Origin of the sequence: Pandoraea commovens, assembly GCF_024704525.1 — a bacterium.
GTDB classification, from domain to species: Bacteria; Pseudomonadota; Gammaproteobacteria; order Burkholderiales; family Burkholderiaceae; genus Pandoraea; species Pandoraea commovens.
In genome coordinates, this window is sequence record NZ_CP102780.1 from 3,400,852 (window position 1) to 3,423,780 (window position 22,929).

The following is a 22,929-nucleotide window of genomic DNA, read 5'->3' on the forward strand; positions in this document are numbered from 1 at the left end:
ACCTGACTGGCGCGGCCCAATTACCTAGCTGGAGCAGTGAAATGAAGATCAAAGATGCGGTTGTGTTCGTGACTGGCGCCAACCGTGGCCTGGGCCTCGAATTTGCCAAACAGGCGCTGGCGCTCGGCGCGAAGAAGGTCTACGCAGGGTCGCGCGATCCCTCGAAGGTGACGCTGCCGGGCGTAATTCCCGTCAAGCTCGACGTCAATAACCCGGATGACGTCGCCGCCGCGGCACGACTCGCGGGCGACGTGACCCTGCTCATCAACAACGCCGGGATCGCTCGTCCGACCCAAGGCTTGACCAAGCCGGGTGCCGCCGAGCTGCTTCGCGAAACGCTCGAAACCAACCTGTTCGGCGTGCTGGCCATGACGCAGGCATTCGCCCCTATCCTTGGCAACAATGGCGGCGGTGCACTGCTCAACGTGCTGTCGATTGTGAGCTGGATCACGTCGAGCAACATTCCCGAATATGCCATTACCAAGTCGGCGGCGTGGTCGCTGACGAACGGTGTCCGCCGCGAACTGAGCGCCCAGAACACACAGGTGATCGGCCTGCATGCGGGCTACATCGACACCGACCTCACGAGCGGCATCGACGCCGAAAAGAGCGCACCGTCCGACGTCGTGCGTCAGGCTTACGAGGCCATCGAGGCGGGCGCTTTGGAAGTGAGCGTGGATGACGCCACGCGCCAGGTCAAACAAGGATTGTCGCAGGGCGTGTATCTGATCGATCTGGAAGCCGAAGCGCAGTCCTGAAGCGGTCTCACGAGATTACGCACTTGCCAATAAAAATGCCGCGACACCCGTTCAGGTATCGCGACATTTTGTCTTGCGTGAGCCACAGGCGAGCACCAAGGCTCACCAAGGCTCACCAAGGCTCACCAACGCTCCCGTTCAGCCAGCTCAGGCCGCCTTGTCCATCTGACGCTCGCCACCCACGGCTTCGATCAGATCGTCGAGCATGCGGGCGAGTTCGCCGGTCATGAGCGCGACGTCGGCATCGAACTTCTCGGCTTCGCCTTCCGCGGTCGGGTCGGCAGCGTCCTTGATGATGTCGAGCGGCGTAATGCGCTTGATGATGAACGCGTCGGTCAGCACGAACGAGATGCGGTCGTTCCACGTCATCGCCAGCTTCGTGCAGCGCTTGCCAGCTTCGATGTGCTGACGCACATCCGCGCCGTCGAGCGGGTGAGCCACATAGCGTACGGCCGCCTTCTCGTCGGTGTTCGAGCGCAGTTCCACGTCCTGATCGACGGTGAAGCCGCCCGGCGCTTCATTGCCCGCCAGCCACGACGTCATCACGGACACGGGTGCTTCGTTGAGTTCGACGTTCTCGAGGATGATGTCCAGCGTCTTGAGCAGCAGGCTGCGCACTTCGTCGGCCTTGGCGGGCGACGCGGCGTCGATGACCAGCCAGCGATTGACCGGATCGATCCACACGCGCGTGTCGCGACGAATGCCGAACGCACGCGGCAGCAACTCGTCCGTGACCTGCTCCTTGAGTTCGCGCATCTGCTTGCGCCCCGGCTTGAAGCCTTGCTGCTCTTCAAGCTCGGCGGCCTTGGCGCGCGTCACCTGATTGACGACGGTCGTCGGCAGCAGCTTCTTTTCGGCCCGGTAGGCCAGCAGGAACTGACGATTGATGCTGTGCACGAGCTCGCCGCCCTCGCGCGGCGGCGCCCAGCCCTGCACCTGCATTTCGAGGCTGCCGCCCTCACGGAAGGCGTGCTTCTCGAGCGCCTCTTCCATTTGCGCGACGCTCATGGACCAACCGGCAGGAATTCGGTGCAACTGAAGATTCTTGAACCACATCGGCATCACCGCAAAATCAAAAGCATGGATTTTACCAGTGTGCCGAGGTGCAGCGAAGTGCGCTAACCCGAATCGTGCAACCAGACGTTACAGGAAGCGGTCGAGAATCTTGCGGCTAGGCTTGTCCAGCGTGCCCGTATCGCGAATCAGGAAGTGAATGCCGTGGTTATCGGTGATGAGCAACGTCTGTCCACCGAGGCGACGAATGTCTTCTTCGCCGCGCAGCACGAACGACGCTTCACCCCGGTTCGTCTCGACGGTCCACGTGCTGGGCGTCGCATACGTCGACACGCCTTTGATACGCAGCACTTCGGGCATGAACTCGCGCGCGGCAAGCTCCTCCGAGACAAGCACCCGCATCGCTGCTGGCAGCGCGTCGAGCGAGTCTAGCCAGACCAGCTCGCGCCCTTCCGTGCTCACGAGCGCCAGCCCTTCGTCCGGCGCGGCAATCGGAAAGGCCCGCACGGGCACCACGCCCTCGTGGGCGATGCCCTCGGCGTCGGTCAGCACCAAACGACCGAAGGCGTTGCGCGACAGGGTGAAATCGATCTGCATAAAAGAAGTCTTCGCGAACGGGTTCTGTTGACGGTCAGTCGGCGATTAATTGATGGACAGCGGCTGTGCCGGTGCGGCGGTCACTGCCGCGACCGTGGCGGCGGCTTCGGCCGAGGCGACGACCTCGTCGATATCCGTATCCACATTGCGCTGCTGCGCCTGATAGAGCTTGTAGTACGCACCTTCGCGGGCGATCAGTTCGTCGTGGTTGCCCACTTCGACGATCTTGCCGCGATCGAGCACCACGAGCCGGTCGGCCTTGCGCAGCGTCGACAAACGGTGGGCAATCGCGATGGTCGTGCGTCCCTTGACGAGGTTGTCGAGCGCCTTCTGAATTTCCTTTTCCGTGGCCGTGTCGACCGAGGACGTCGCCTCGTCGAGAATCAGAATTCTCGGATCGATCAGCAGCGCGCGGGCGATGGAGATACGCTGACGTTCGCCACCCGAGAGCGCCTGACCCCGCTCGCCAACCAGCGAGTCATAGCCGTGCGGCAAACGCAGAATGAACTCGTGGGCATGGGCTGCGCGCGCCGCCGCGACGATCTCGGCGCGCGTCGCGTCCGGTTTGCCGTAAGCGATGTTGTCCGCAATCGTGCCGAAGAACAGGAACGGCTCCTGCAAGACCAGACCGACGTTGCGACGGAAGTCCGACACCGGCAGCGCGCGAATGTCCACGCCGTCGATCTGGATCGAACCTTCGGCCACATCGTAGAAGCGGCAGATCAGGTTCACCAGCGTGCTCTTGCCCGAGCCGCTGTGGCCAACCAGACCGATCATCTCGCCCGGCGCAATACGCAGATCCATGCCGCGAATCACCGCCCGGTTGCCGTATCGGAAACCGATATCGCGCAGATCGATAGCACCCTTCACTTCCTTCAGATGCACCGGATTGACCGGCTCCGGCACGTTCGAGACGTGATCGAGAATGTCGAAGATGCGCTTAGCCCCTGCGGCCGCCTTTTGCGTGACCGAGACGATGCGGCTCATCGAGTCCAGACGCGTATAGAAACGACTGATGTATGTGAGGAACGCGGCCAGCACACCGACCGTGATTTCGTGTTTCGAGACCTGCCAGATACCGAATATCCAGACGACCAGCAGACCCACTTCGGTGAGGAACGTCACGGTCGGCGTGAACAGCGACCAGACCTTGTTCACCCGGTCGTTGACCATCAGGTTGTGGCGGTTGGCTTCCTTGAAGCGCGCGACCTCACGGTTTTCCTGCGCAAACGCCTTGACCACGCGAATGCCCGGGATCGTGTCGGCAAGCACGTTGGTGATTTCCGACCAGATCCGGTCGACCTTCTCGAAGCCGTGGCGCAGACGGTCGCGCACAAGATGAATCAGCCACGCGATGAACGGCAGCGGCAGAAGCGTCACAACAGCCAGCCACGGATTGATCGACACCAGAATGACCGCCGTCATGACGATCATCAGTACATCGGTCGCGAAGTCCAGCAAGTGCAGCGACAGGAACACGCAGATGCGATCGCTCTCCGAGCCGATACGCGCCATCAGGTCACCCGTGCGCTTGCCGCCGAAATACTCCAGCGACAGCCGCAGCAGATGCGAATACGTTGCCGTGCGCAGGTCCGCGCCGATGCGCTCCGACACCTTCGCGAGCAGATACGTGCGCGCCCAGCCGAGCACCCACGCGACCAGACCGGCACCCAGCAAGCCGGACAGATACATTCCCACCAGGTGGTAATCGATGGGCTTGCCGTTCTGGAACGGGATCAGCACGTTGTCCATGAGCGGCATCGTCAGATACGGTGGGATCAACGTCGCGCCCGTAGCGCAAAGCGTCAGCAGAAAACCAGCCAATAACTGAAAGCGATACGGGCGCGCGAAACGCCACAATCGGAGCAATGCCCATGTCGACGGCGGGGCTTCTATCTCAGGATTGCACTGCGGGCATTCGTCCACGCCGGGCGGCAGTTCCGCCTGACAGATCGGGCAGACGCCCGCCTCTTGCGCCTCATGCACCGCCGCGTGACCGGCCACGTGGATATCGCGCTGACGCACGATCGTGTCCATCAGCGTGAGCGCCGCCGGATTGTGGCCGAGCGTGTAACGCCAGTTCACCAGCTTCTGACGCGCATCGCACAACTCCAGCGAGCCAACGCCCGCGTGGTCCGTATGCGTGAGCGACAGCCCCGCATGGTAAGGCCATGACTGCCACGGCGACTGACTCGGCCCGCCGTCGCGCCGCGCTTCACGCGCCATCACCCGACGCTCGGTCGCCACGACCACGCCCCGGGCGAAGTGCAACTGCGCGTCCAGATCGATGGGCAGCCAGGCGAGCACCGTCTCCCCGTCGGCGAGTTGCGCGGCGAGATCCGGATACCAAGTTTCGGACGCGGCGTTCCGGGCGGAAGCGGAAGACACAGGGGAAGCTTGCGCGGGCGAATCCGCAGAGGCGTCGGACGGAGTAGCGGCGGAGGTGTCGGTCATTGATGCGGCAGACGTGTCCTCAAGGGGCGGACATCGAGGCAAACGGAGAAGAATCGACGCGGACTTTCCCTGTCAGGTCCGCAAAATTGCCGCAAGTATAACCACAGCGACGCTTTTTGCGGCACGGAGTTCCCGCATGACACGGTGCAACATCGAAATATTGTTGCAGGTGTCAACCGTTTACGGATTTTTTGCGTTAAGCATCCAGTTAACTGAAAGAGCGCGACCGGCTGTGCCGCATGAAATCGGCCTTGCCGGCTCTTGTGTACCAGCCCTGACGCGTGAATTAAAGCCTTAGATGAAAAAGAAAGACATTGAGATTTTCGATGTCCTGTCGCTGCGCGGACCGAATATGTGGACATATCGGCCGGTGCTTGAGGCATGGGTCGATATCGGGGAATTGGAAGAGTTCCCGTCTAACAAGATCCCGGGGTTCCCCGAACGGCTGTCCCAATGGCTGCCGACGCTCATCGAACACCGTTGCAGCATCGGCGAGCGCGGTGGCTTCCTTCAGCGTCTTCGCGAAGGCACGTGGCCCGGCCACATTCTCGAACACGTCACGCTCGAACTTCAGAACCTCGCCGGCATGCCCGGCGGCTTCGGCAAGGCGCGCGAGACCCCGATTTCGGGCGTCTACAAGGTGATCGTGCGCGCCTGGCATGAAGACGTGACCCGTGCCGCCCTGTTTGCGGCCCGCGATCTGGTCATGGCCGCCATCGAAGACCGCCCGTACGACGTCGAAGCTGCCGTCGAAGAACTGCGCGGCCTGGTCGACAAACACTGTCTCGGCCCGAGCACGGCGTGCATCGTCGACGCCGCCGACGACCGCGACATCCCCCATCTGCGTCTGTCCGACGGCAATCTGGTGCAACTGGGTTACGGCGCTGCCGCCCGTCGCATCTGGACGGCCGAGACCGACCGCACCCCCGCCATTGCCGAGAGCATCTCGCGCGACAAAGACCTGACCAAGCAACTGCTCGAATCGTGTGGCGTGCCCGTGCCGGAAGGCCGCCTGGTCGATAGCGCGGAAGACGCATGGGAAGCCGCCGAAGACATCGGTCTGCCCGTAGTCGTCAAGCCGTACGACGGCAATCACGGCCGTGGCGTGTTCATCAATCTCACCACGCGAGAAGAAGTTACGACCGCGTTCGGTGTGGCCCTTGAGGAAGGCAACGGCGTGATCGTCGAGCGCTTCGTCACGGGTCTGGAACACCGTCTGCTGGTCGTGGGCGGTCGCGTTGTGGCTGCCGCGATGGGCGAAATGGCCTCCGTGACCGGCGACGGCAAGCACACCGTCTCGGAACTCATCGAGATCCAGATCAACAGCGATCCGCGTCGCGGCAGCGCCGAAGACCAACCGCTCAATCGCGTGCGCATCGACTCGTCGGCACGCCTCGAATTGAAGCGTCAGGGTTTCGACGCCGACTCCGTGCCGCCGGAAGGCAAGAACGTCCTGATCCAGCGTAACGGCAACGTCGCCTTCGATGTGACCGACCGCGTGCACCCGAGCGTGGCCGCCCATGCGTCACTGGCCGCCCGCATCGTGGGTCTGGACATCGCCGGCGTGGATCTAGTCGCAGAAGACATTTCCCGTCCGCTCGCAGAACAGCGTGGCGCGATCGTGGAAGTCAACGCCGGTCCCGGCCTGCTCATGCACCTGAAACCGGCTGACGGCGCCCCGCGTCCGGTTGGCCGCGCCATCGTCGACCATCTGTTCCCGGATGGCGACGCGGGCCGCATTCCGGTCGTCGGCATTACCGGCACGAACGGCAAGACGGTCACGGCACGCCTGCTCACGCACCTGCTGCAACTGGCGGGCGAACACACGGGTCTCGCATGCAGCGACGGCCTGTTCCTCGACAAGCGTCTGGTGCAAGGCGGCGACCGCGCCAACTGGGACGCCGCGAATCGCGTGCTGATGAACGCCAGCGTGACCGCTGCCGTCTTCGAAAACGACAGCACCGCCATTCTGTCCGAGGGTCTGGCCTACGACCGTTGTCAGGTCGGCATCGTTACGAACATCGACCGCCCGGACCATCTGGGCCACAACTTCGTCGAAGACGTCGACCGCATGTTCAGCGTGCTGCGTACGCAAGTCGACGTCGTGCTGCCCGATGGTGTGGCGGTCCTCAATGCCCGCGACCCGCTGGTCGTGGAAATGGCCGAGCTGTGCGACGGCGACGTGATCTTCTTCGGTCTGGACGAGCAACTCCCGGCCATCGTGGCGCACCGCGCCGCTGGCAAGCGCGCCGTTTTCGTGCGCGACGGCCAGGTGATCCTCGCAACGGGCACGGAAGAATCCGCCATCGGCGCAACGGCCAACATGCCGCTGACCTACGCCGGTCGTGTCGCCTTCCAGATCGAGAACGTGCTGGCCGCTGTGGCCGCCGCGTGGTCGATGGGCGTGGCGCTGGATATCCTGCGCACCGGCGTGACGACGTTCGACGTCGGTCAGGTCGATGCCCCGGGCCGCTTCACGCTGTTCGAGAAGCAAGGCGCGACGGTGATCGTCGACGACGCGCACAACGCCCCGGCCCTCACCGCACTGGCGGCCGCCCTCGCCACCCTGCCTGCCGAGCGCCGCACGGTGGTCTACGGCCCGGGTGCAGACCGCATGGACGAAGACCTTCAGGCCGAAGGCCGGCTGCTAGCGCAGACGTTCGAGCGCGTGGTGCTGTGCGACGACTTGAGCATTGCTCGCAAGCGCGAGTCGTCCGAGTCACGCGCTCAGTTGCGCGCAGGCATCGACGCCGCCGGTCGCAAGGTGCAGGTGACGGACGCCGGTGAGCGCCGTGCCGCCGCCGAGGCCGCGCTGGCCCAGCTCACAAGCGGTGATCTGCTCGTGTTGCAGGCCGACGAAGGCGGTGCAGCCGCGATGCTCGACCTCGTCCATTTGTGGATGGGTCAGCCGATGCGTGCACTGGCTGCCTGAGTCACTGGCACTCAGAGTTGAATGACGAGCGGCGGTCGGCAGACATCTTCGCCACCGCCCTCTCTTATATAGATAGTCACCAGATACCTAGCCACAGTCGTTTTTCTCGCCACGCATCTGCCATATTGAGATATACAGGGACGCGAAGTGGACAGACAGGGATTGCAATTTATGGAAGTCTCCCGCATCCGCGCATTGCGCGGGCCGAACCTCTGGAGCCGTCACACCGCCATCGAGGCGATCGTGACGTGCACCGATCTGGAATACTCGATCGGCAATCTGGCCGGTTTCGAGGCCCGACTGCGCGCTCGCTTCCCCGAGCTGCCGGCGCTCACGCCCGACGCTGAAGAGCGCCCGGTCTCGCTGGCCGACGCGCTGGCGACCACGGCGCTGCATCTGCAAGCCGCCGCCGGTTGCCCGGTGACCTTCAGCCAGACGACGCAAACCATCGAACCGGGCACGTTCCAGGTGGTGGTGCAGTACAGCGAAGAGCCGGTGGGACGCCTCGCCTTCGACCTGGCGCAGCAACTGATTCACGCCGCCCTCGAAGACGGCCCGTTCGATCTGGCCGACGCCCTCTACCGCTTGCGCGATCTGGATGAAGACGTGCGCCTCGGGCCGTCGACCGGCTCGATCGTCTACGCCGCTGTCGCCCGTGGCATTCCGTACCGCCGTCTGACCGAAGGGTCGATGGTGCAATTCGGCTGGGGCAGCAAGCAACGCCGCATTCAGGCCGCCGAGACCGACCGCACGTCGGCCGTAGCCGAGTCGATTGCGCAGGATAAGGATCTCACCAAGACGCTGCTGCACGCCGCCGGTGTGCCGGTGCCGCTGGGCGGCACGGTGCGCGACATCGAAGACGCGTGGAAGCTGGTGCAGGAAATCGACGCCCCGGTCGTGGTCAAGCCGCGCGACGGCAACCAGGGCAAGGGTGTGGCCGTGCGTCTGCGCACGCGCGAAGAAATCGAGAAGGCGTTCGAAGCCGCGCAGGACATCAGCCGCGACGTCATCATCGAGCGCTATATTCCGGGTCATGACTTCCGACTGCTGGTCATCGGCAACAAGCTGGTGGCCGCCGCCCGCCGCGATCCGCCGCAAGTGACCGGCGACGGCGTGCACACCGTGCGTCAGCTGGTCGAGACGGTGAACGCCGACCCGCGCCGTGGTGAAGGTCACGCCACGTCGCTGACCAAGATTCGTTTTGACGATATCGCCCTGGCGACGCTCGCCAAGCAAGGCCTGAACGCGGACTCCGTGCCGGATGCCGGTGCGCGCATCGTCCTGCGCAACAATGCCAACCTGTCGACGGGTGGCACCGCCACCGACGTGACGGACGACGTCCACCCCGAAATCGCAGCGCGCGCCGTTGCGGCCGCACAGCAGGTCGGTCTGGATATCGCTGGCGTCGACGCCGTGTGCGAAACCGTCATCAAGCCGTTCGAAGATCAGGCAGGCGGCATTGTGGAAGTCAATGCCGCACCAGGTCTGCGCATGCACCTTCAGCCGTCGTACGGCAAAGGGCGCGCGGTCGGTGAAGCCATCGTCTCGACCATGTTCGAAGACGGCGACGACGGGCGCATTCCCCTCGTGGCCGTCTCGGGTACGAACGGCAAGACCACCACGGTTCGCCTGATTGCCCACCTCATCGGCCAGCAAGGCCTGCGTGTCGGCATGACCGGCACGGACGGCATCTATATTAGCGGCCAGCGTATCGATACCGGCGATTGCAGCGGTCCGCGCAGCGCGCGCAATGTGCTGATGCACCCGGACGTCGATGCCGCCGTGTTCGAAACGGCGCGTGGCGGCCTGTTGCGTGAAGGTCTTGCCTATGACCGTTGCGACGTCGCCGTGGTGACCAACATCGGCATGGGCGACCACCTCGGCCTGTCGTACATCAACACGGTCGAAGATCTCGCCGTGCTCAAGAGCGTGATCGTGCGCAACGTCGCGCCGCGCGGCATGGCCGTGCTCAATGCCGCCGACCCGATGGTCGCGCGCATGGCCGATGCGTGCCCCGGTGACGTGACCTACTTCACGGCCGACGCTACGCATCCGGTGCTCGCCACGCACCGCGCCAAGGGCAAGCGCGTGGTTTATGTCGACGGCGCGCACATCGTGACGGCGCACGGCAGCGAAGAAACCCGCTACGCGCTGGCGGCGATTCCGCTCACGCGCAACGGCACAATCGGCTTCCAGGTCGAGAACGCGATGGCTGCCATCGGTGCGGCATGGGCGTTGCATATCGATGCGGCCACGATTCGCGCCGGTCTCGCGAGCTTCGTGAACGATGCTGGCACAGCCCCGGGGCGCTTTAACGTGTTCGATTACAAGGGCGCGACGGTCATTGCCGATTACGGCCATAACCCGGATGCCATTGCCGCACTCACGCAGGCCATCGAAACCATGCCCGCGCGTCGTCGCTCGGTGGTAATTTCAGGCGCGGGAGACCGTCGCGACGATGACATTCGCCGCCAGACGGAAATCCTGGGCGGCGCGTTCGACGACGTGCTGCTGTATCAGGACCAGTGCCAGCGTGGCCGTGAAGACGGCGAAGTGATCCGCTTGCTGCGTGAAGGGCTGGTCGACGCTCGCCGCACGAGCTACGTCGACGAGATCAACGGCGAATTCATCGCCATCGACACGGCCCTCGCCCGCCTGCAACCCGGCGACCTGTGTCTGATCCTCATCGATCAGGTGGACGAAGCACTGGCACACATCGCGCAACGCGTGAACGAGGCCAGCGCGCGCTGAGTGGTTATCGGGAAGCGCCTGGCGGCCGAAGCTCCTCGCCAGGTGCTGACAGGCTCACCGGGATTGCACCCGCTTTCGGCTCGCGAGGTGCCGAAAGGATCATATCGATGACCCCGGCACCTTCGATAAAGTCCCCGGCCTCGAACGCGCGAGGCAATATGGGGTGCGGCCACTTCCGTTCGCCGCCGGGCACAAAGACGTCCGTCAATCGGCGCGCCGGTGCGAGTCGTCGCATGGTGTGCGCCGTCACGAGATCGTAGATTCGAACGCCGTTCGGTCGCTCACCTGTGAGCATCAGCACCCAGGCATCGCCTGGCGTCGCTTCGAATTCGTGGAACGAGATGATGTCGCTCGCGTCCACGAATCTGACGACATAGTTTTCTCCCGAAAGCCCCTGCTGCGAGGTGAGCTCGTCCAGCCGCCGTTCGATGGAGTACCAAACCAGTTGACGCAAATCTTGTGGTGCGCCACGTAGCTCGGCAGCGTTGAAATAGTCGCGTGCGCGACGTCGATGGTGTGTCGCGAGCGCGGATACCTCATCGCGGCCGAGACGTTTCGGCCGATGCTCTACAAGGTAATCGGCGGCCAGAATGTGCAGCAGCGCCGCACTGACCCGCCTATCCCGAGCGGCGAAAATCTCAGCGCATCGTTCGTAAAGGGAGCACAGTCTGGCCAGTTCGCCATGCCTCGGCTCGCGCATGCCGCCGAGTAGCGATTCGACGTCACACAAGGTGGCGGCGCCGGACATGGTCACAGCAGCGAGTTCGTGGTGTTCAAGCGCGCGGGAAGTCTCGTGTGCCTTTGCAAAACTGGCACCGGCCTCGCGATACTGTATCGCCGCCGCCTTGAGGGACGCAGCCTTCTCAAAGTAACTTGCCGCAATCGACCGGCAATTTGCGGCCTGCAGATAGAGGCCGTCACTCTTCCGGGGAGTCGCGTGGCGCCCCATACGCTCATGCGTCTGCGCTAATTGCTCATACGACCGGGCAGCCCCTTCGTCATCCCCCACCCGATCGAAGAACGCGCAAAGCGGCTCGTGAATGGCGGGCGTTACGTCAACGCTTTCGAAGGCGTTCAACAGGCTTAACGCAAGTCCGCGTACCGCCGCCTGATCCACGCCCTCCAATGGGCTCCCGTCGACACCGACTAACGCTGCCCAAAGGTGCCCTGTAAGGTAGCGCTGATGCTCGGCAACCTCCGGCAGGAGGCTCAACGCGGTCGCGCCGTCGCTCCGATCTTCAAGCCGCGCCGTCAGCAGTTGCGTCACCTCGTGCTGCGTCAAACTCCAGCCACGCCCCGATAGCCCGACGCACATCACGGGGCAACGAAATCCGGTGCCAGGTATTTCCACTGCGATGACTTGGTTGGACGTCATGTAGACCGACGTCCGCTCCGGATCCGACCAGCGGCTTACCATCTCGGATCTCACCTCGGGTGTGAGCGATCGAATCACCTTACTGGCACCGGTCACCAATTCGTCGACGATTCTGAGACTGCGCACGAGATCCATTCCGTTTGCGGACGTACTCAAATGCTGAATGACGAGCCGCTCCACCATCGACAACGCTTCGGTGCCAGACTGAAAGCGGGTGCCGAGCGCATCCCAGACACCCGGTGCAATCAATTTCCTTACAAGACGATCTACCGCACGGTGCAGTGCGTAGGAATTCCCCGCATAAGACCTGATCTCTTCGTCGAACGCGCGAATCAAATCCTTCGACGATTCGCGCGATCCCTCCGATGGCGAATACAGTGCGGTACTTATAGGGCCAGTAATGCCGTAAAGCCCCATCACAGCCTCGTCCACTCGGTCGTCAAGTTGGTTTCCATCTGCGGCATAGTCTCGGGCACGACGGAACCTGCCGCGACTGTCCCAGCCGTCGCGGCCGTCAGCATGTCGAGCGCATCGATACCATCGATGAAATCCGAAGCGGTCAATGGCTGTCGCAGATAGGGGTGAGGACTTCCACTCGAAAATAGCGCATGCCGCGTGGCACTGGTCATCAATTCGTAGACTTGATGAGATGCCGTGGATGCGCCTCGGCGCAACAGTATCCACTCGGTCGATGCGTTCTTGTCGAATTCCTCTGCCGAGACCATGTCGCTGTGGTCTTCGAACAGAATGCGGTATCCGTCCCCCTGAAGCCCCTCTGCCGTCGTGAAACGGTCCAATCTCGCATCGATGGCAGCCCGGATCAGGGAGGGAACATTCTCGTCGTACGCAGACAATCCAACGGCGGCGAACGCCGCTTCCGCCTTCGCCACATGTTCAGCAATCAGGGCGTCAAGGGCCGCAACATTCACTCCGGCGCCACGCTCGAGCACGTCAAAACGGGTAACGACAAGTTCATGGACCATGGCGGCACTGATGTGAAATCCACGCGCGGCGAAGACCTCCGCACAGCGCGATCCCAGCTTGCTCACGGCACGGAAGTCGTCTCCGTATAGCTCAATAGCGTGGGCAAGCGCAGTCACCATCGGGGTGAATGTCTCGCAAGCCGAGAGTTTTTCGGCAGCGTTCGCGTAATTTCCCGCGGCCATCATGCGATCTCCGGCCACAGCAAAAATCTTTGCTGCAGCCAGATACTGTTCGGCGGCCAGACGTGGCTGCGCAGCCCGGTCGTAGTGAAATGCCGCACGGTGGCGCTCGACGCCGATGCGCAAGCCATTCGCCCTCCGAACATCCTGGCCGGACGCGAGCAACGCCCGTGCGATTTCGTCCGAACGCAGGTCTTCCTGCGGCGACGTTTGCGCGCGTATCGTCGCGATCGCCTGCCTCGATTGGCCCGCCCGAAGGTCGTCGCCCACCCAGTGGAAGAACCGGGCGAGCGGCTCTCTTTCCGCCAGCGTGCCGGTGACGTGCGAGAGTGCGTCGTGCGCTGCGGCAGCGACGCCTCGTACCGCCTCCGGGTCCAGTCCGGGCGGCAAGCTGCCGTCGACCCTGACCGCCGCGCCGATCATGCGGAAGCTGGCCAACGCATGGCCCTGCGTAAGGGTCGGCATCGAGTCCAGCAACGTGGTGCCAGGCGGCGTCCCGGCAGGCCGAGCGAGCAATAACTGCGTGACTTCAGCCTGTGACAGATTCAACCCCTCGCGCGAAAAACCGGCATCCATCAGCGAGAGACGAAGGTCCGTGCCGGGAATGCCGACCGCAATGGCCCCGCCTTCCGTCACGTGCACGCCGGTGTCTTCGGCTCGCGACCAGCGATTGACGATTTCCTCACGAATATGCGGTCTTAATGCACTACAAAGTTGCGTGGCGGCGGTGTCGAGTTGCGCGTCCGACGTCTTGCGACGAACGTGTTCAAGGCCGACTTGCGTCGTGGAAACGTGATTGCGTACGAGCCGTTTGACGAACGCCGAACGGTCGACGTCGCGCTCAAAGCAGTGTTTGATGAGTGGCCAGCCGTCGTTCCCGCTGAACGCAGCTTCGACCCGCTCAATCGCTCGGGTGAGTTCAGCCGAGCCTGGAGAACAGCTTTGCAGGCGATCCTGCAGGGTGTCCGTCGCCTGCGTCAGATAAGCCGACGACGATTCGCGATTCCGGCATGGTTGGAGCGCGCTTCTGAGCGCCTGAATAGCGTCGGCGATCATCGCACCCCTTCGCGCAGCAGCGGAGTCGAGGCGATCAGTGGGAGCATGTTGCCGGGAAGCACCGGCGGGGGCAGATCGGGAGAGGGGTTGGACGGCAGACAGTCAGTCGTCGAGAACGGCATGGTTGTTTTGAGCGGGGAGGCGGATAGGACGCCCCCCATCTGGTTGCGATGAAAGGGCCCAATTTTTCCATTGAGGCCATTTCACACGCGCGCAGAAATCGCTCAAACCACCACTTCCTGGGGCGACATTTCCGTGCCGTACGCCGCCCAGCGAGTATCGCTATCGTCGGCTGCGGCCACGGTCGGTTTGCACTGCCCAGCCGTTTCATCGAGCCCCTGGAGCAATGGGCAGCGCTCGAAGATTTCGGCGATGAAGTCGACAAATACGCGCACTTTTGGCGACAGATGGCGATTATGCGGGTACACCGCGGAAATCGGCATGGGGGGCGGTTTCCATTGGTGCAGGATCTCGACCAACTGGCCCGATTGCAGATACGGCAACGCCATGAAGCGCGCCAGTTGCACGGTGCCGAAGCCCGAAAGACCGAGTTGCAGATACGCCTCGGCGTCGTTCACTGCGACAGAGCCCTGCATGTGGATTTCGACTTCCTTGCCGTCCACGACGAACTGCTCTTCAATCACGCGGCCTGTGCGGCTCGAAAAATAGTGCACGGCCGTGTGTCGTTGAAGGTCGTCCAGCGTATGCGGCATGCCCATGCGCTCAAGGTAAGCCGGTGATGCGCACGTCAGACTCTGAAACATGCCTACGCGTCGTGCGACGAGGCTAGAATCCTGAAGCGTCCCCACACGCAGCACGCAATCCACCCCCTCCTGAATCAGATCGACGGGCTTATCGCCCATGCCGACCATCAATTCGATTTCCGGATAGCGGTCGTGAAACTCGCACAGCGACGGCAGCACCACGAGCTTGCCGAGCGAGCCCGGCATGTCGATGCGCAGCTTGCCGCGCACGCGCTGGCTGCTTTCGCGGAACGACGATTCCGTCTCTTCGATGTCCGCGAGGATGCGCAGGCAGCGCTCGTAATAGGCCGCGCCGTCGGGCGTCAGGTTGAGTCTGCGGGTCGTGCGCTGGAGCAACCGAGTGCCCAGATGCGACTCCAGATTCTGAATGATCGTGGTCACCGAGGTACGCGGCAACCCGAGGTTGTCGGCGGCACGCGAGAAGCTGTTCGCCTCGACCACCCGCGTGAAGACCTGCATCGCTTGCAAGCGATCCATGATATTTCCCCATTGAAAACACCGTTGCACTGGCCGAACAGGCGAAATCTACGAAATTTCGCCTCCGTCGCAACTGCATATGCTTATTGGTCGACGGCATAAGCCAATGCCCATAAGGCCGAGACCGATTAGTCGAGCTGGCCGAACAGTGTTGCCAAATTATAGGCGTTTATCCCAATGTCCGTGGCCTCTAGACTTCGCTCCATCGAATGTCATCAGAGGGGTATCGCTCGCGCGAACCCGAAGCCATATGTCAGCCAACGCCAAGTCGCCCTCGGGAAAGTCGGCACAACCGGGCAAAGCCGGTAAGCCCGGCAAGCTGTTCAGCAGCGACGACGGACTGCGCATCGAAGAGGTCAGCATCCCGGGCCATTCCGCGCCGGTCACCCTGCGCGTTTACCGGCCGGTCGGCGTCGCCACGCCCGGCGCTGCGGATGCGCACGCCGGTCAGCCGGGTGTCGTCGTGCCGCTCGAAGCGCATCTGCCCGCAGTGCTGTACTTCCACGGCGGTGGCTTTTGCAAGGGCTCGCTGGACGATGGCGATGCCGCCGCGCGCTACCTCGCGTCGAACGTCCCGGCACTGGTCGTCTCGGTCGGCTATTCGCTTGCGCCCGAACACCCGTTTCCCGCAGCGCCCGAAGACGCCTGGTGTGCAGCCCTCTGGCTGCACCGTCATGCGCGCCGGTACGGTGCCAGTCCGCGCCGTCTGGCCGTGGCCGGGCACGACGCTGGCGGCAACATTGCCGCTGCCCTCACGATGATTGCCCGAGATCGGGGCGAAATCACGGTGTCGGCGCAAGCCCTGCTCGCGCCGCTGCTCGACCCCAGCATGACGCGTCTGGCCGACGGTCGCACACCCAGCGACATTGAAGCCAACGAGTGCGCCCGTTGCTACCGCGCCTATTTGCCGCACGCGACGCAACGTCTGCATCCGTACGCCGCACCGCTGGAGTCGCGCCGTCTCGCGGGCCTGCCGCCCACGCTGATCGCCTCCGCCGAACACGACCTGTTGCACGTCGAAGCTGAAAAATACGCTGCCGAACTCATCGCGGCCGGCGTGCCGACAGAAGTCACGCGCCATCGCAGCGCGTCCCATTACGGCCTGGCCGCCCTGCCCGCAGCGCTGCGGGAGGTGGCCACCTTCCTGACACGTCGGCTGGCACCGCCTGCCACCGGCTCTACCCAGTGAGTCCAATCCGATCCCGGAGATTTAAATAATGACCACCCTCGCTCGCAAACCCGTACTTATCGCCGCTGCCGCCACGGCCGCGCTCCTGGCTATCGGCACGCTCACTGTCGTGCGCGTCGATGCCAGCACGCCCGCCGCGCAAGTCATGCCGACCGTCGAAGTCGACGTTGCCAACGTCCTTTCGCGCACCGTCACCGACTGGCAGAGCTACTCCGGCCGTCTCGACGCGGTGGATCGCGTCGATATCAAGCCGCTCGTGTCAGGCACCATTACCGCCGTGCATTTCAAGGACGGCCAGCTCGTGAAGAAAGGCGACGCCCTCTTCACGATCGACCCGCGTCCGTACGCCGCCGAAGTCGACCGCGCCGCTGCGCAGCTTGCTTCGGCACAGGCGCGTGACGTCTTCACCAGCACTGACCTCGCGCGTGCGCAGCGCCTGATCGCGGATAACGCCATCGCGAAGAAGGACTTCGACCAGAAGGAAAACGCAGCACGCGAAGCCGTCGCCAACGTGAAGGCCTCGCAAGCTGCGCTGGAAACGGCCCGCATCAACCTCGGTTACACGCAGATCGTGGCGCCGGTGGCCGGTCGCGTCTCGCGCGCGGAAATCACCGTAGGCAACACCGTCAGTGCAGGCGCGCAATCGCCCGCACTGACGACGGTGGTGTCCGTCTCGCCGATCTACGCAGCTTTCGACGTCGACGAGCAAACCTACCTGCGCTATCTCTCGAAGGACACCAAGACGAGCGGCGTGCCGGTCGATCTGGGTCTCGCCAACGAGTCGGGTTACTCGCGCAAGGGCACGGTGTACTCGGTGGATAACCGATTCGACACTACGTCCGGCACGATCCGCGTGCGTGCGCGCTTCGACAACGCCGATGGCGCGCTGGTCCCGGGCCTCTATGCACGGATTCGTGTCGGTGGCGGTGAGCCGCACCCGGCATTGCTGGTGGACGAAGCCGCTGTCGGCACCGACCAGAGCAAGAAGTACGTGATGGTGGTCGATCAGGCGAACAAGGCGCAGTACCGCGAAGTGCAGCTGGGCGAACGCCACGGCGGTCTCGTGGAAATCGCCGGCGGTCTGAAGGACGGCGAGCGCATCGTGGTCAACGGTCTGCAACGCATTCGTCCGGGCGACGCTGTGACGCCGAAGGTGGTGAAGATGGCCGGTGATACGGGCGACGCGCACGACATCGCGCCGACGGCCGTTGCAGGGACCGCTGCGACCGGTACGGCAGACGCCGCCAAGGCCCCTGCCCCGGCGCCCGCAGCAGCTGCCAACGACGCGCCGACGACACAGAAGACTTCGCAAAACGACAGCAAGACGCAATCGGTTGCGGCAACGAAAGCTGCGGCGAAAACCGCTTCGCGTTCGTAAGTTTGCAACGACTGTCGAGCACTTGATGCGAGAAATGCGCGTGCAGGCACACAGCAACATTGCACGCTGAACGACACCCCAGAGTTTCGTCATGAACATCTCAAAATTTTTCATCGACCGGCCCATTTTTGCGGGCGTGCTTTCGGTCCTCACGCTGCTGGCCGGCCTGATCGCCGTGTTCCAGCTGCCGATTTCGGAATACCCGGAAGTGGTTCCGCCGTCGGTCGTCGTGCACGCTCAATACCCCGGCGCGAACCCGAAGGTGATCGCCGAAACCGTTGCGTCCCCGCTCGAAGAGCAGATCAACGGTGTGGAAAACATGCTGTACATGCAGTCGCAGGCGAATAGCGACGGCAACCTCACCACGACGGTGACCTTCCGTCTGGGCACCGACCCGGACAAGGCACAGCAGCTCGTGCAGAACCGCGTCTCGCAAGCGCTGCCGCGCCTGCCGGACGACGTGCAGCGCCTGGGTGTGACGACGATCAAGTCCTCACCCACGCTCACGATGGTCGTGCACCTGATCTCGCCGAACGACCGTTACGACATGACCTACCTGCGCAACTACGCGCTCATCAACGTCAAGGATCGCCTCTCGCGAATCAAGGGCGTGGGTGAAGTGCAGATGTGGGGCGCGGGTGACTACTCGATGCGTGTCTGGCTCGATCCGGCCAAGGTCGCACAGCGCGGCCTGACGGCGTCGGACGTGGTGCGCTCCATTCGCGAACAGAACGTGCAGGTGGCCGCCGGTGTGATCGGCGCGACGCCTGCCGGTCCGAATACGCCGTTGCAGCTGAACGTGAATACGCGCGGTCGTCTGAACACGGAAGAAGAGTTCCGCGACATCATTCTGAAGACCTCGCCGGACGGTGCCGTCACGCATCTGAGCGATGTCGCCCGCGTGCAACTCGACGCGTCGTCGTACAGCCTGCGCTCGTTGCTCGACAACAAGCCCGCCATCGGTCTCGGTATCAACCAGTCGCCGGGCGCCAACTCGCTGCAAATTTCGGACGACGTCCGCGCCGCGATGGCCGACCTGCAAAAGGATATGCCGCCGGGCGTGGAATACCGCATCGCGTATGACCCGACGCAGTTCGTTCGCTCGTCGATCGAAGCCGTCGTGCACACGCTGCTCGAAGCCATCGCCCTCGTGGTGCTGGTGGTGATCGTGTTCCTCCAAACGTGGCGCGCGTCGATCATCCCGCTGCTCGCCGTGCCGGTGTCCATCGTCGGTACGTTCGCCTTGCTGCTCGGCTTCGGCTACTCGATCAACGCGCTGTCGTTGTTCGGGATGGTGCTGGCCATCGGTATCGTGGTGGACGATGCGATTGTGGTGGTGGAAAACGTCGAGCGGAACATCGCCGCCGGTCTCTCGCCGAAGGAAGCGACATATCAGGCCATGCGTGAAGTGAGCGGGCCGATTATCGCCATCGCCCTGACGCTGGTCGCCGTGTTCGTGCCGCTCGCCTTCATGTCGGGTCTGACGGGTCAGTTCTACAAGCAGTTCGCCATGACCATCGCCATCTCGACGGTGATCTCGGCTTTCAACTCGCTGACGCTCTCGCCAGCCATGGCCGCCCTGCTGCTCAAGGACCATCACGCCAAGCCGGACTGGCTCACGCGTCAGATGAACCGTTATCTGGGTGGTTTCTTCGGCGCGTTCAACCGCGTGTTCCATCGCGGTTCGGAGAAGTACGGTCAGGGTGTGACCCGCGTGATCGGTCGCAAGGCCGTCATGATGGCGATCTTCGCCGTGCTGCTGGGTGTGACGATGTTGTTGGGCAAGGTCGTGCCGGGTGGTTTCGTCCCCGCACAAGACAAGGAATACCTGATCGCCTTCGCCCAGTTGCCTAACGGTGCATCGCTCGATCGCACCGACAAGGTGATTCGCGATATGTCGGAAATCGCGCTGAAGACCCCTGGCGTGAAGAACGCCGTCGCGTTCCCGGGTCTGTCGGTGAACGGTTTCACCAACTCGTCGTCGGCCGGTATCGTGTTCGTCACGCTCAAGCCGTTCAGCGAACGTAAGGACAAGTCGCTGTCGGCGGGCGCCATCGCGGCGAAGCTCAACGGCGAATACGCGAAGAACAAGGACTCGTTCATCGCCGTGTTCCCGCCCCCGCCGGTGCTGGGTCTGGGTACGCTCGGCGGCTTCAAGCTCCAAGTGGAAGACCGTGGCGCACTCGGCTACGAAGCGCTGAACGACGCCACGCAGGCGTTCATCAAGAAGGCTTCGCAGACGAAGGAATTGGGCCCGACGTTCTCGTCGTACCAGATCAACGTGCCGCAACTGAATGTCGACCTCGACCGTGTGAAGGCCAAGCAGTTGGGGGTGCCGATCACCGACGTGTTCGACACCATGCAGATCTACCTCGGCTCGCTGTACGTGAACGACTTCAACAAGTTCGGTCGCGTGTATCAGGTCCGTGTGCAAGCCGACGCACCGTATCGTGCGCACGCCGACGACATCGGCCTGCTCAAGACGCGTAACGTCAATGGCGACATGGTCCCGCTCTCGTCGCTGGTGAAGGTCTCGCCGACGTACGGTCCGGAAATGGTGGTGCGTTACAACGGCTACACCGCTGCCGACATCAACGGCGGCCCGGCCCCGGGTTACTCGTCGGGTCAGGCACAGGCGGCTGTGGAGCGTATCGCGGCGGAAACGTTGCCGCGCGGCGTGAAGTTCGAATGGACGGACCTGACGTATCAGCAGATCCTCGCTGGCGACTCCGCGCTGTGGGTGTTCCCGATCTCGGTGCTGCTGGTGTTCCTGGTGCTGGCTGCGCAGTACGAAAGCCTGACGCTGCCGCTCGCCGTGATCATGATCGTGCCGATGAGCATCATGTCCGCGCTGTTCGGTGTGTGGCTCACGCGAGGGGATAACAACATCTTCACGCAGATCGGTTTGATGGTGCTGGTGGGGCTATCCGCGAAGAACGCGATTCTGATCGTGGAGTTTGCGCGGGAACTGGAAATGCAAGGTCGTACGGCCATCGCTGCCGCTATCGAAGCCAGCCGTCTGCGTCTGCGCCCGATTCTGATGACGTCCATCGCGTTCATCATGGGTGTGGTGCCGCTGGTGACGTCGACGGGCGCAGGTTCGGAAATGCGTCATGCCATGGGTGTGGCCGTGTTCTTCGGCATGATCGGTGTGACCGGTTTCGGTCTGATCCTGACGCCTGTGTTCTACGTGTTGCTGCGTACGCTGGCGGGCAAGAAGCCGCTGCATAGCGCGCACGCCTCGACCATGCCCGCCAACGTCAAATCCGAAGTCTGAAGGATGCCAATCATGCAAGCGCAATGGATGAAAAGAAGTCTGGGCGTCTCGGGTTTGCTCGCCACCCTGCTGGTGGTGGCGGGCTGCTCGATGGCTCCCACATACGAAGTGCCGACGGTGACCGACAAGGGTACGCCGACGGCCTTCAAGGAAGCGGCACTGCCCGCAGGTGAAGCTGGCACGTGGAAGACGGCCGAGCCGTCGGAAGCGCTGGCGCGCGGCGAATGGTGGAAGGTGTTCGGCGACGCAACGCTCGACAAGCTCGAAGCCGACGCATTGTCCGCCAACCAGAACCTGAAGGCGGCCGCCGCCCGCGTGCAGGAAGCGCGTGGCGTGCAACGTCAGGCTCGTGCCGCGCTCTTCCCGACACTTGACGCTGGCTTCGGCCCGTCGCGTCAGAAGATCTCGCCCGCCTCGCAGATGCAGCCGGACGGCACGAACATCGCGCCGTACACGCTGTGGCGTGCGCAGGCGAGCGTCGGCTATGAAGTCGATTTGTTTGGCCGTGTGTCGGACAACGTCGCCGCCGCCCGCGCCGACGCTGAACAAAGTGAAGCGTTGTACCGCTCGGTGCAGCTCGCGTTGCAAGCCGACGTCGCGCAGAACTATTTCAATCTGCGCGAGCTCGACGCCGAACAGGCGCTGTACACGCAGACGGTGACGTTGCGCGAAGAAGCACTGAAGCTGGTGCAACGGCGCTTCACCGAAGGCGACATCGGCGAGCTGGACGTCGCCCGTGCCAAGGCCGAACTGGCCACGGCGCAGTCCGACGCACTGGCGGTGGCCCGTCTGCGTGCCGCGTCCGAACACAGCCTCGCGATTCTGCTCGGCAAGACACCGGCGGAGTTCTCGTTTGCGCCCACGCCGCTCGTGCCCGTCACCGTGCAGGTGCCCGCAGGTCTGCCGTCGGCATTGCTTGAGCGCCGCCCTGACATCGCGGCCGCCGAGCGTGCGATGGCCGCAGCGAATGCGCGCATCGGTGTCGCAAAGGCCGCGTTCTTCCCGTCGCTGTCGCTGACCGGTTCGGGTGGATTCGAAGCCGCCACGCTGGGCGATCTGTTCAACTGGTCGAGCCGCACGTTCCTGCTGGGACCGGTCGTCGGTGGTCTGCTCTCGATGCCGATTTTCGATGGCGGTGCACGTAGCGGCAATCTGTCGCGTGCCCGTGCGCAGTACGAAGAAGACGTCGCGAACTACCGTCAGCAAGTGCTCGTGGCGTTCCAGGAAGTCGAAGACAACCTGTCGAATCTGCGTCTGCTCGCACAGCAAACGCGTGCACAGGACGATGCCGTGAAGGCCTCGGGCCGCGCAGCGCAGCTCTCGCGCACGCAGTATCAGGAAGGCTCGATCGCGTATCTGGATGTGATCGACGCCGAGCGCACGGTGCTGCAAACGCGTCGCAGCGCTGTTCAGTTGGCCGGTGCGCAAGCCGTGTCGACCGTCAACCTGATCCGCGCACTGGGCGGCGGCTGGGGCGATTTGCCCAAGACGCCTGCCGATGGTGCTCCGGCAGCCGTACCCACGGCGAACGCGGCCGGTGCAACGGTAGCGGCCCGCTGAATGACGGGATCGTGAGTTGAGTCGTATCGCGGCGCGTTGAAACGCGTCGCGAAAGGTCGAGGCATGTCGTGTTGAATGGCATGTCCCGGCAGCAGGTGCGGCGTTCTTCCCCCCGGGAACGTCGCGCCCTGATGGATGCATCGAACCGGCGGCCGCGCTCGTGCCCCCAAGACGAGAGGCGCGC

At 63.4% G+C, this 22,929-nt stretch carries 14 protein-coding genes; 8 read left to right on the top strand and 6 right to left on the bottom strand.

The annotated features are described in order from the left end of the window. Positions 1-41 precede the first annotated feature (41 nt). Positions 42-758 carry an SDR family oxidoreductase gene (locus NTU39_RS15560; protein WP_150662959.1) on the top strand — a complete coding sequence of 239 codons (717 nt, stop codon included), beginning with the start codon at positions 42-44 and terminating at the stop codon, positions 756-758. A gap of 147 nt (positions 759-905) precedes the next feature. Here NTU39_RS15560 and NTU39_RS15565 read toward each other — a convergent pair whose 3' ends face one another. From NTU39_RS15565 to NTU39_RS15575, 3 genes are all read right to left on the bottom strand, one after another. Continuing rightward, the gene (locus NTU39_RS15565; protein WP_150662960.1) at positions 906-1,814 is read right to left on the bottom strand and encodes a recombination-associated protein RdgC; all 909 of its coding nucleotides are present in this window, start codon (positions 1,812-1,814) and stop codon (positions 906-908) included. An 87-nt stretch (positions 1,815-1,901) separates the two neighbouring features. After that, complete coding sequence (locus tag NTU39_RS15570) at positions 1,902-2,369, bottom strand: cyanophycin metabolism-associated DUF1854 family protein (protein WP_150662961.1); 468 nt, start codon at positions 2,367-2,369, stop codon at positions 1,902-1,904. Positions 2,370-2,414: 45 nt separating this feature from the next. Then, entirely contained in the window at positions 2,415-4,823 is a 2,409-nt protein-coding gene (locus NTU39_RS15575) for a cyanophycin metabolism-associated ABC transporter (RefSeq protein WP_246184423.1), read from the bottom strand. 298 nt (positions 4,824-5,121) lie between these two features. On the opposite strand from NTU39_RS15575, the gene cphA (NTU39_RS15580) reads away from it, so the two are divergent. Both cphA (NTU39_RS15580) and cphA (NTU39_RS15585) read left to right on the top strand, forming a co-directional pair. Then, a complete protein-coding gene (gene cphA / locus NTU39_RS15580; protein ID WP_257958007.1) occupies positions 5,122-7,755 on the top strand; it encodes a cyanophycin synthetase in 2,634 nt (877 codons plus the stop codon). A 171-nt stretch (positions 7,756-7,926) separates the two neighbouring features. Further along, positions 7,927-10,506: a cyanophycin synthetase gene (cphA, locus tag NTU39_RS15585; protein WP_150662963.1), complete on the top strand. Its 2,580-nt coding sequence runs from the start codon at positions 7,927-7,929 to the stop codon at positions 10,504-10,506. Between the two features lie 4 nt (positions 10,507-10,510). Here cphA (NTU39_RS15585) and NTU39_RS15590 read toward each other — a convergent pair whose 3' ends face one another. Both NTU39_RS15590 and NTU39_RS15595 read right to left on the bottom strand, forming a co-directional pair. Then, positions 10,511-12,298 (bottom strand): soluble NSF attachment family protein, encoded by a 1,788-nt coding sequence (locus NTU39_RS15590; protein ID WP_257958008.1) that lies wholly within the window; start codon positions 12,296-12,298, stop codon positions 10,511-10,513. Continuing rightward, positions 12,298-13,686, bottom strand: coding sequence for a hypothetical protein (locus NTU39_RS15595; RefSeq protein ID WP_257958009.1), 1,389 nt, complete (start codon positions 13,684-13,686; stop codon positions 12,298-12,300). Before NTU39_RS15595 ends, NTU39_RS15590 begins: the two co-directional genes overlap by 1 nt. A gap of 120 nt (positions 13,687-13,806) precedes the next feature. Between NTU39_RS15595 and NTU39_RS15600 the strand changes: the two genes are divergently transcribed. Beyond that, positions 13,807-14,274, top strand: a complete 468-nt coding sequence (locus tag NTU39_RS15600; protein ID WP_257958010.1) for a hypothetical protein — start codon at positions 13,807-13,809, stop codon at positions 14,272-14,274. 50 nt (positions 14,275-14,324) lie between these two features. Here NTU39_RS15600 and NTU39_RS15605 read toward each other — a convergent pair whose 3' ends face one another. Further along, positions 14,325-15,341: a LysR family transcriptional regulator gene (locus tag NTU39_RS15605; protein ID WP_150662966.1), complete on the bottom strand. Its 1,017-nt coding sequence runs from the start codon at positions 15,339-15,341 to the stop codon at positions 14,325-14,327. 250 nt (positions 15,342-15,591) lie between these two features. On the opposite strand from NTU39_RS15605, the gene NTU39_RS15610 reads away from it, so the two are divergent. The 4 genes from NTU39_RS15610 to NTU39_RS15625 all read left to right on the top strand — a co-directional run bounded on the left by NTU39_RS15610 (position 15,592) and on the right by NTU39_RS15625 (position 22,745). Beyond that, positions 15,592-16,530, top strand: coding sequence for an alpha/beta hydrolase (locus NTU39_RS15610; protein ID WP_150662967.1), 939 nt, complete (start codon positions 15,592-15,594; stop codon positions 16,528-16,530). A 28-nt stretch (positions 16,531-16,558) separates the two neighbouring features. Further along, the gene (locus NTU39_RS15615) at positions 16,559-17,908 is read left to right on the top strand and encodes an efflux RND transporter periplasmic adaptor subunit (RefSeq protein ID WP_257958011.1); all 1,350 of its coding nucleotides are present in this window, start codon (positions 16,559-16,561) and stop codon (positions 17,906-17,908) included. Positions 17,909-17,999: 91 nt separating this feature from the next. Beyond that, positions 18,000-21,185 (top strand): efflux RND transporter permease subunit, encoded by a 3,186-nt coding sequence (locus NTU39_RS15620; protein ID WP_039397929.1) that lies wholly within the window; start codon positions 18,000-18,002, stop codon positions 21,183-21,185. A gap of 12 nt (positions 21,186-21,197) precedes the next feature. After that, positions 21,198-22,745, top strand: coding sequence for an efflux transporter outer membrane subunit (locus NTU39_RS15625; protein ID WP_257958013.1), 1,548 nt, complete (start codon positions 21,198-21,200; stop codon positions 22,743-22,745). Positions 22,746-22,929 lie beyond the last annotated feature (184 nt).

Coding starts and splice junctions, on each gene's coding strand:
- NTU39_RS15560 (WP_150662959.1), top strand. CDS start 42: ATGAAGATCAAAGATGCGGTTGTGTTCGTGACTGGCGCCAACCGTGGC.
- NTU39_RS15565 (WP_150662960.1), bottom strand. CDS start 1,814: ATGTGGTTCAAGAATCTTCAGTTGCACCGAATTCCTGCCGGTTGGTCC.
- NTU39_RS15570 (WP_150662961.1), bottom strand. CDS start 2,369: ATGCAGATCGATTTCACCCTGTCGCGCAACGCCTTCGGTCGTTTGGTG.
- NTU39_RS15575 (WP_246184423.1), bottom strand. CDS start 4,823: ATGACCGACACCTCCGCCGCTACTCCGTCCGACGCCTCTGCGGATTCG.
- cphA (WP_257958007.1), top strand. CDS start 5,122: ATGAAAAAGAAAGACATTGAGATTTTCGATGTCCTGTCGCTGCGCGGA.
- cphA (WP_150662963.1), top strand. CDS start 7,927: ATGGAAGTCTCCCGCATCCGCGCATTGCGCGGGCCGAACCTCTGGAGC.
- NTU39_RS15590 (WP_257958008.1), bottom strand. CDS start 12,298: ATGGGGCTTTACGGCATTACTGGCCCTATAAGTACCGCACTGTATTCG.
- NTU39_RS15605 (WP_150662966.1), bottom strand. CDS start 15,341: ATGGATCGCTTGCAAGCGATGCAGGTCTTCACGCGGGTGGTCGAGGCG.
- NTU39_RS15610 (WP_150662967.1), top strand. CDS start 15,592: ATGTCAGCCAACGCCAAGTCGCCCTCGGGAAAGTCGGCACAACCGGGC.
- NTU39_RS15615 (WP_257958011.1), top strand. CDS start 16,559: ATGACCACCCTCGCTCGCAAACCCGTACTTATCGCCGCTGCCGCCACG.
- NTU39_RS15620 (WP_039397929.1), top strand. CDS start 18,000: ATGAACATCTCAAAATTTTTCATCGACCGGCCCATTTTTGCGGGCGTG.
- NTU39_RS15625 (WP_257958013.1), top strand. CDS start 21,198: ATGCAAGCGCAATGGATGAAAAGAAGTCTGGGCGTCTCGGGTTTGCTC.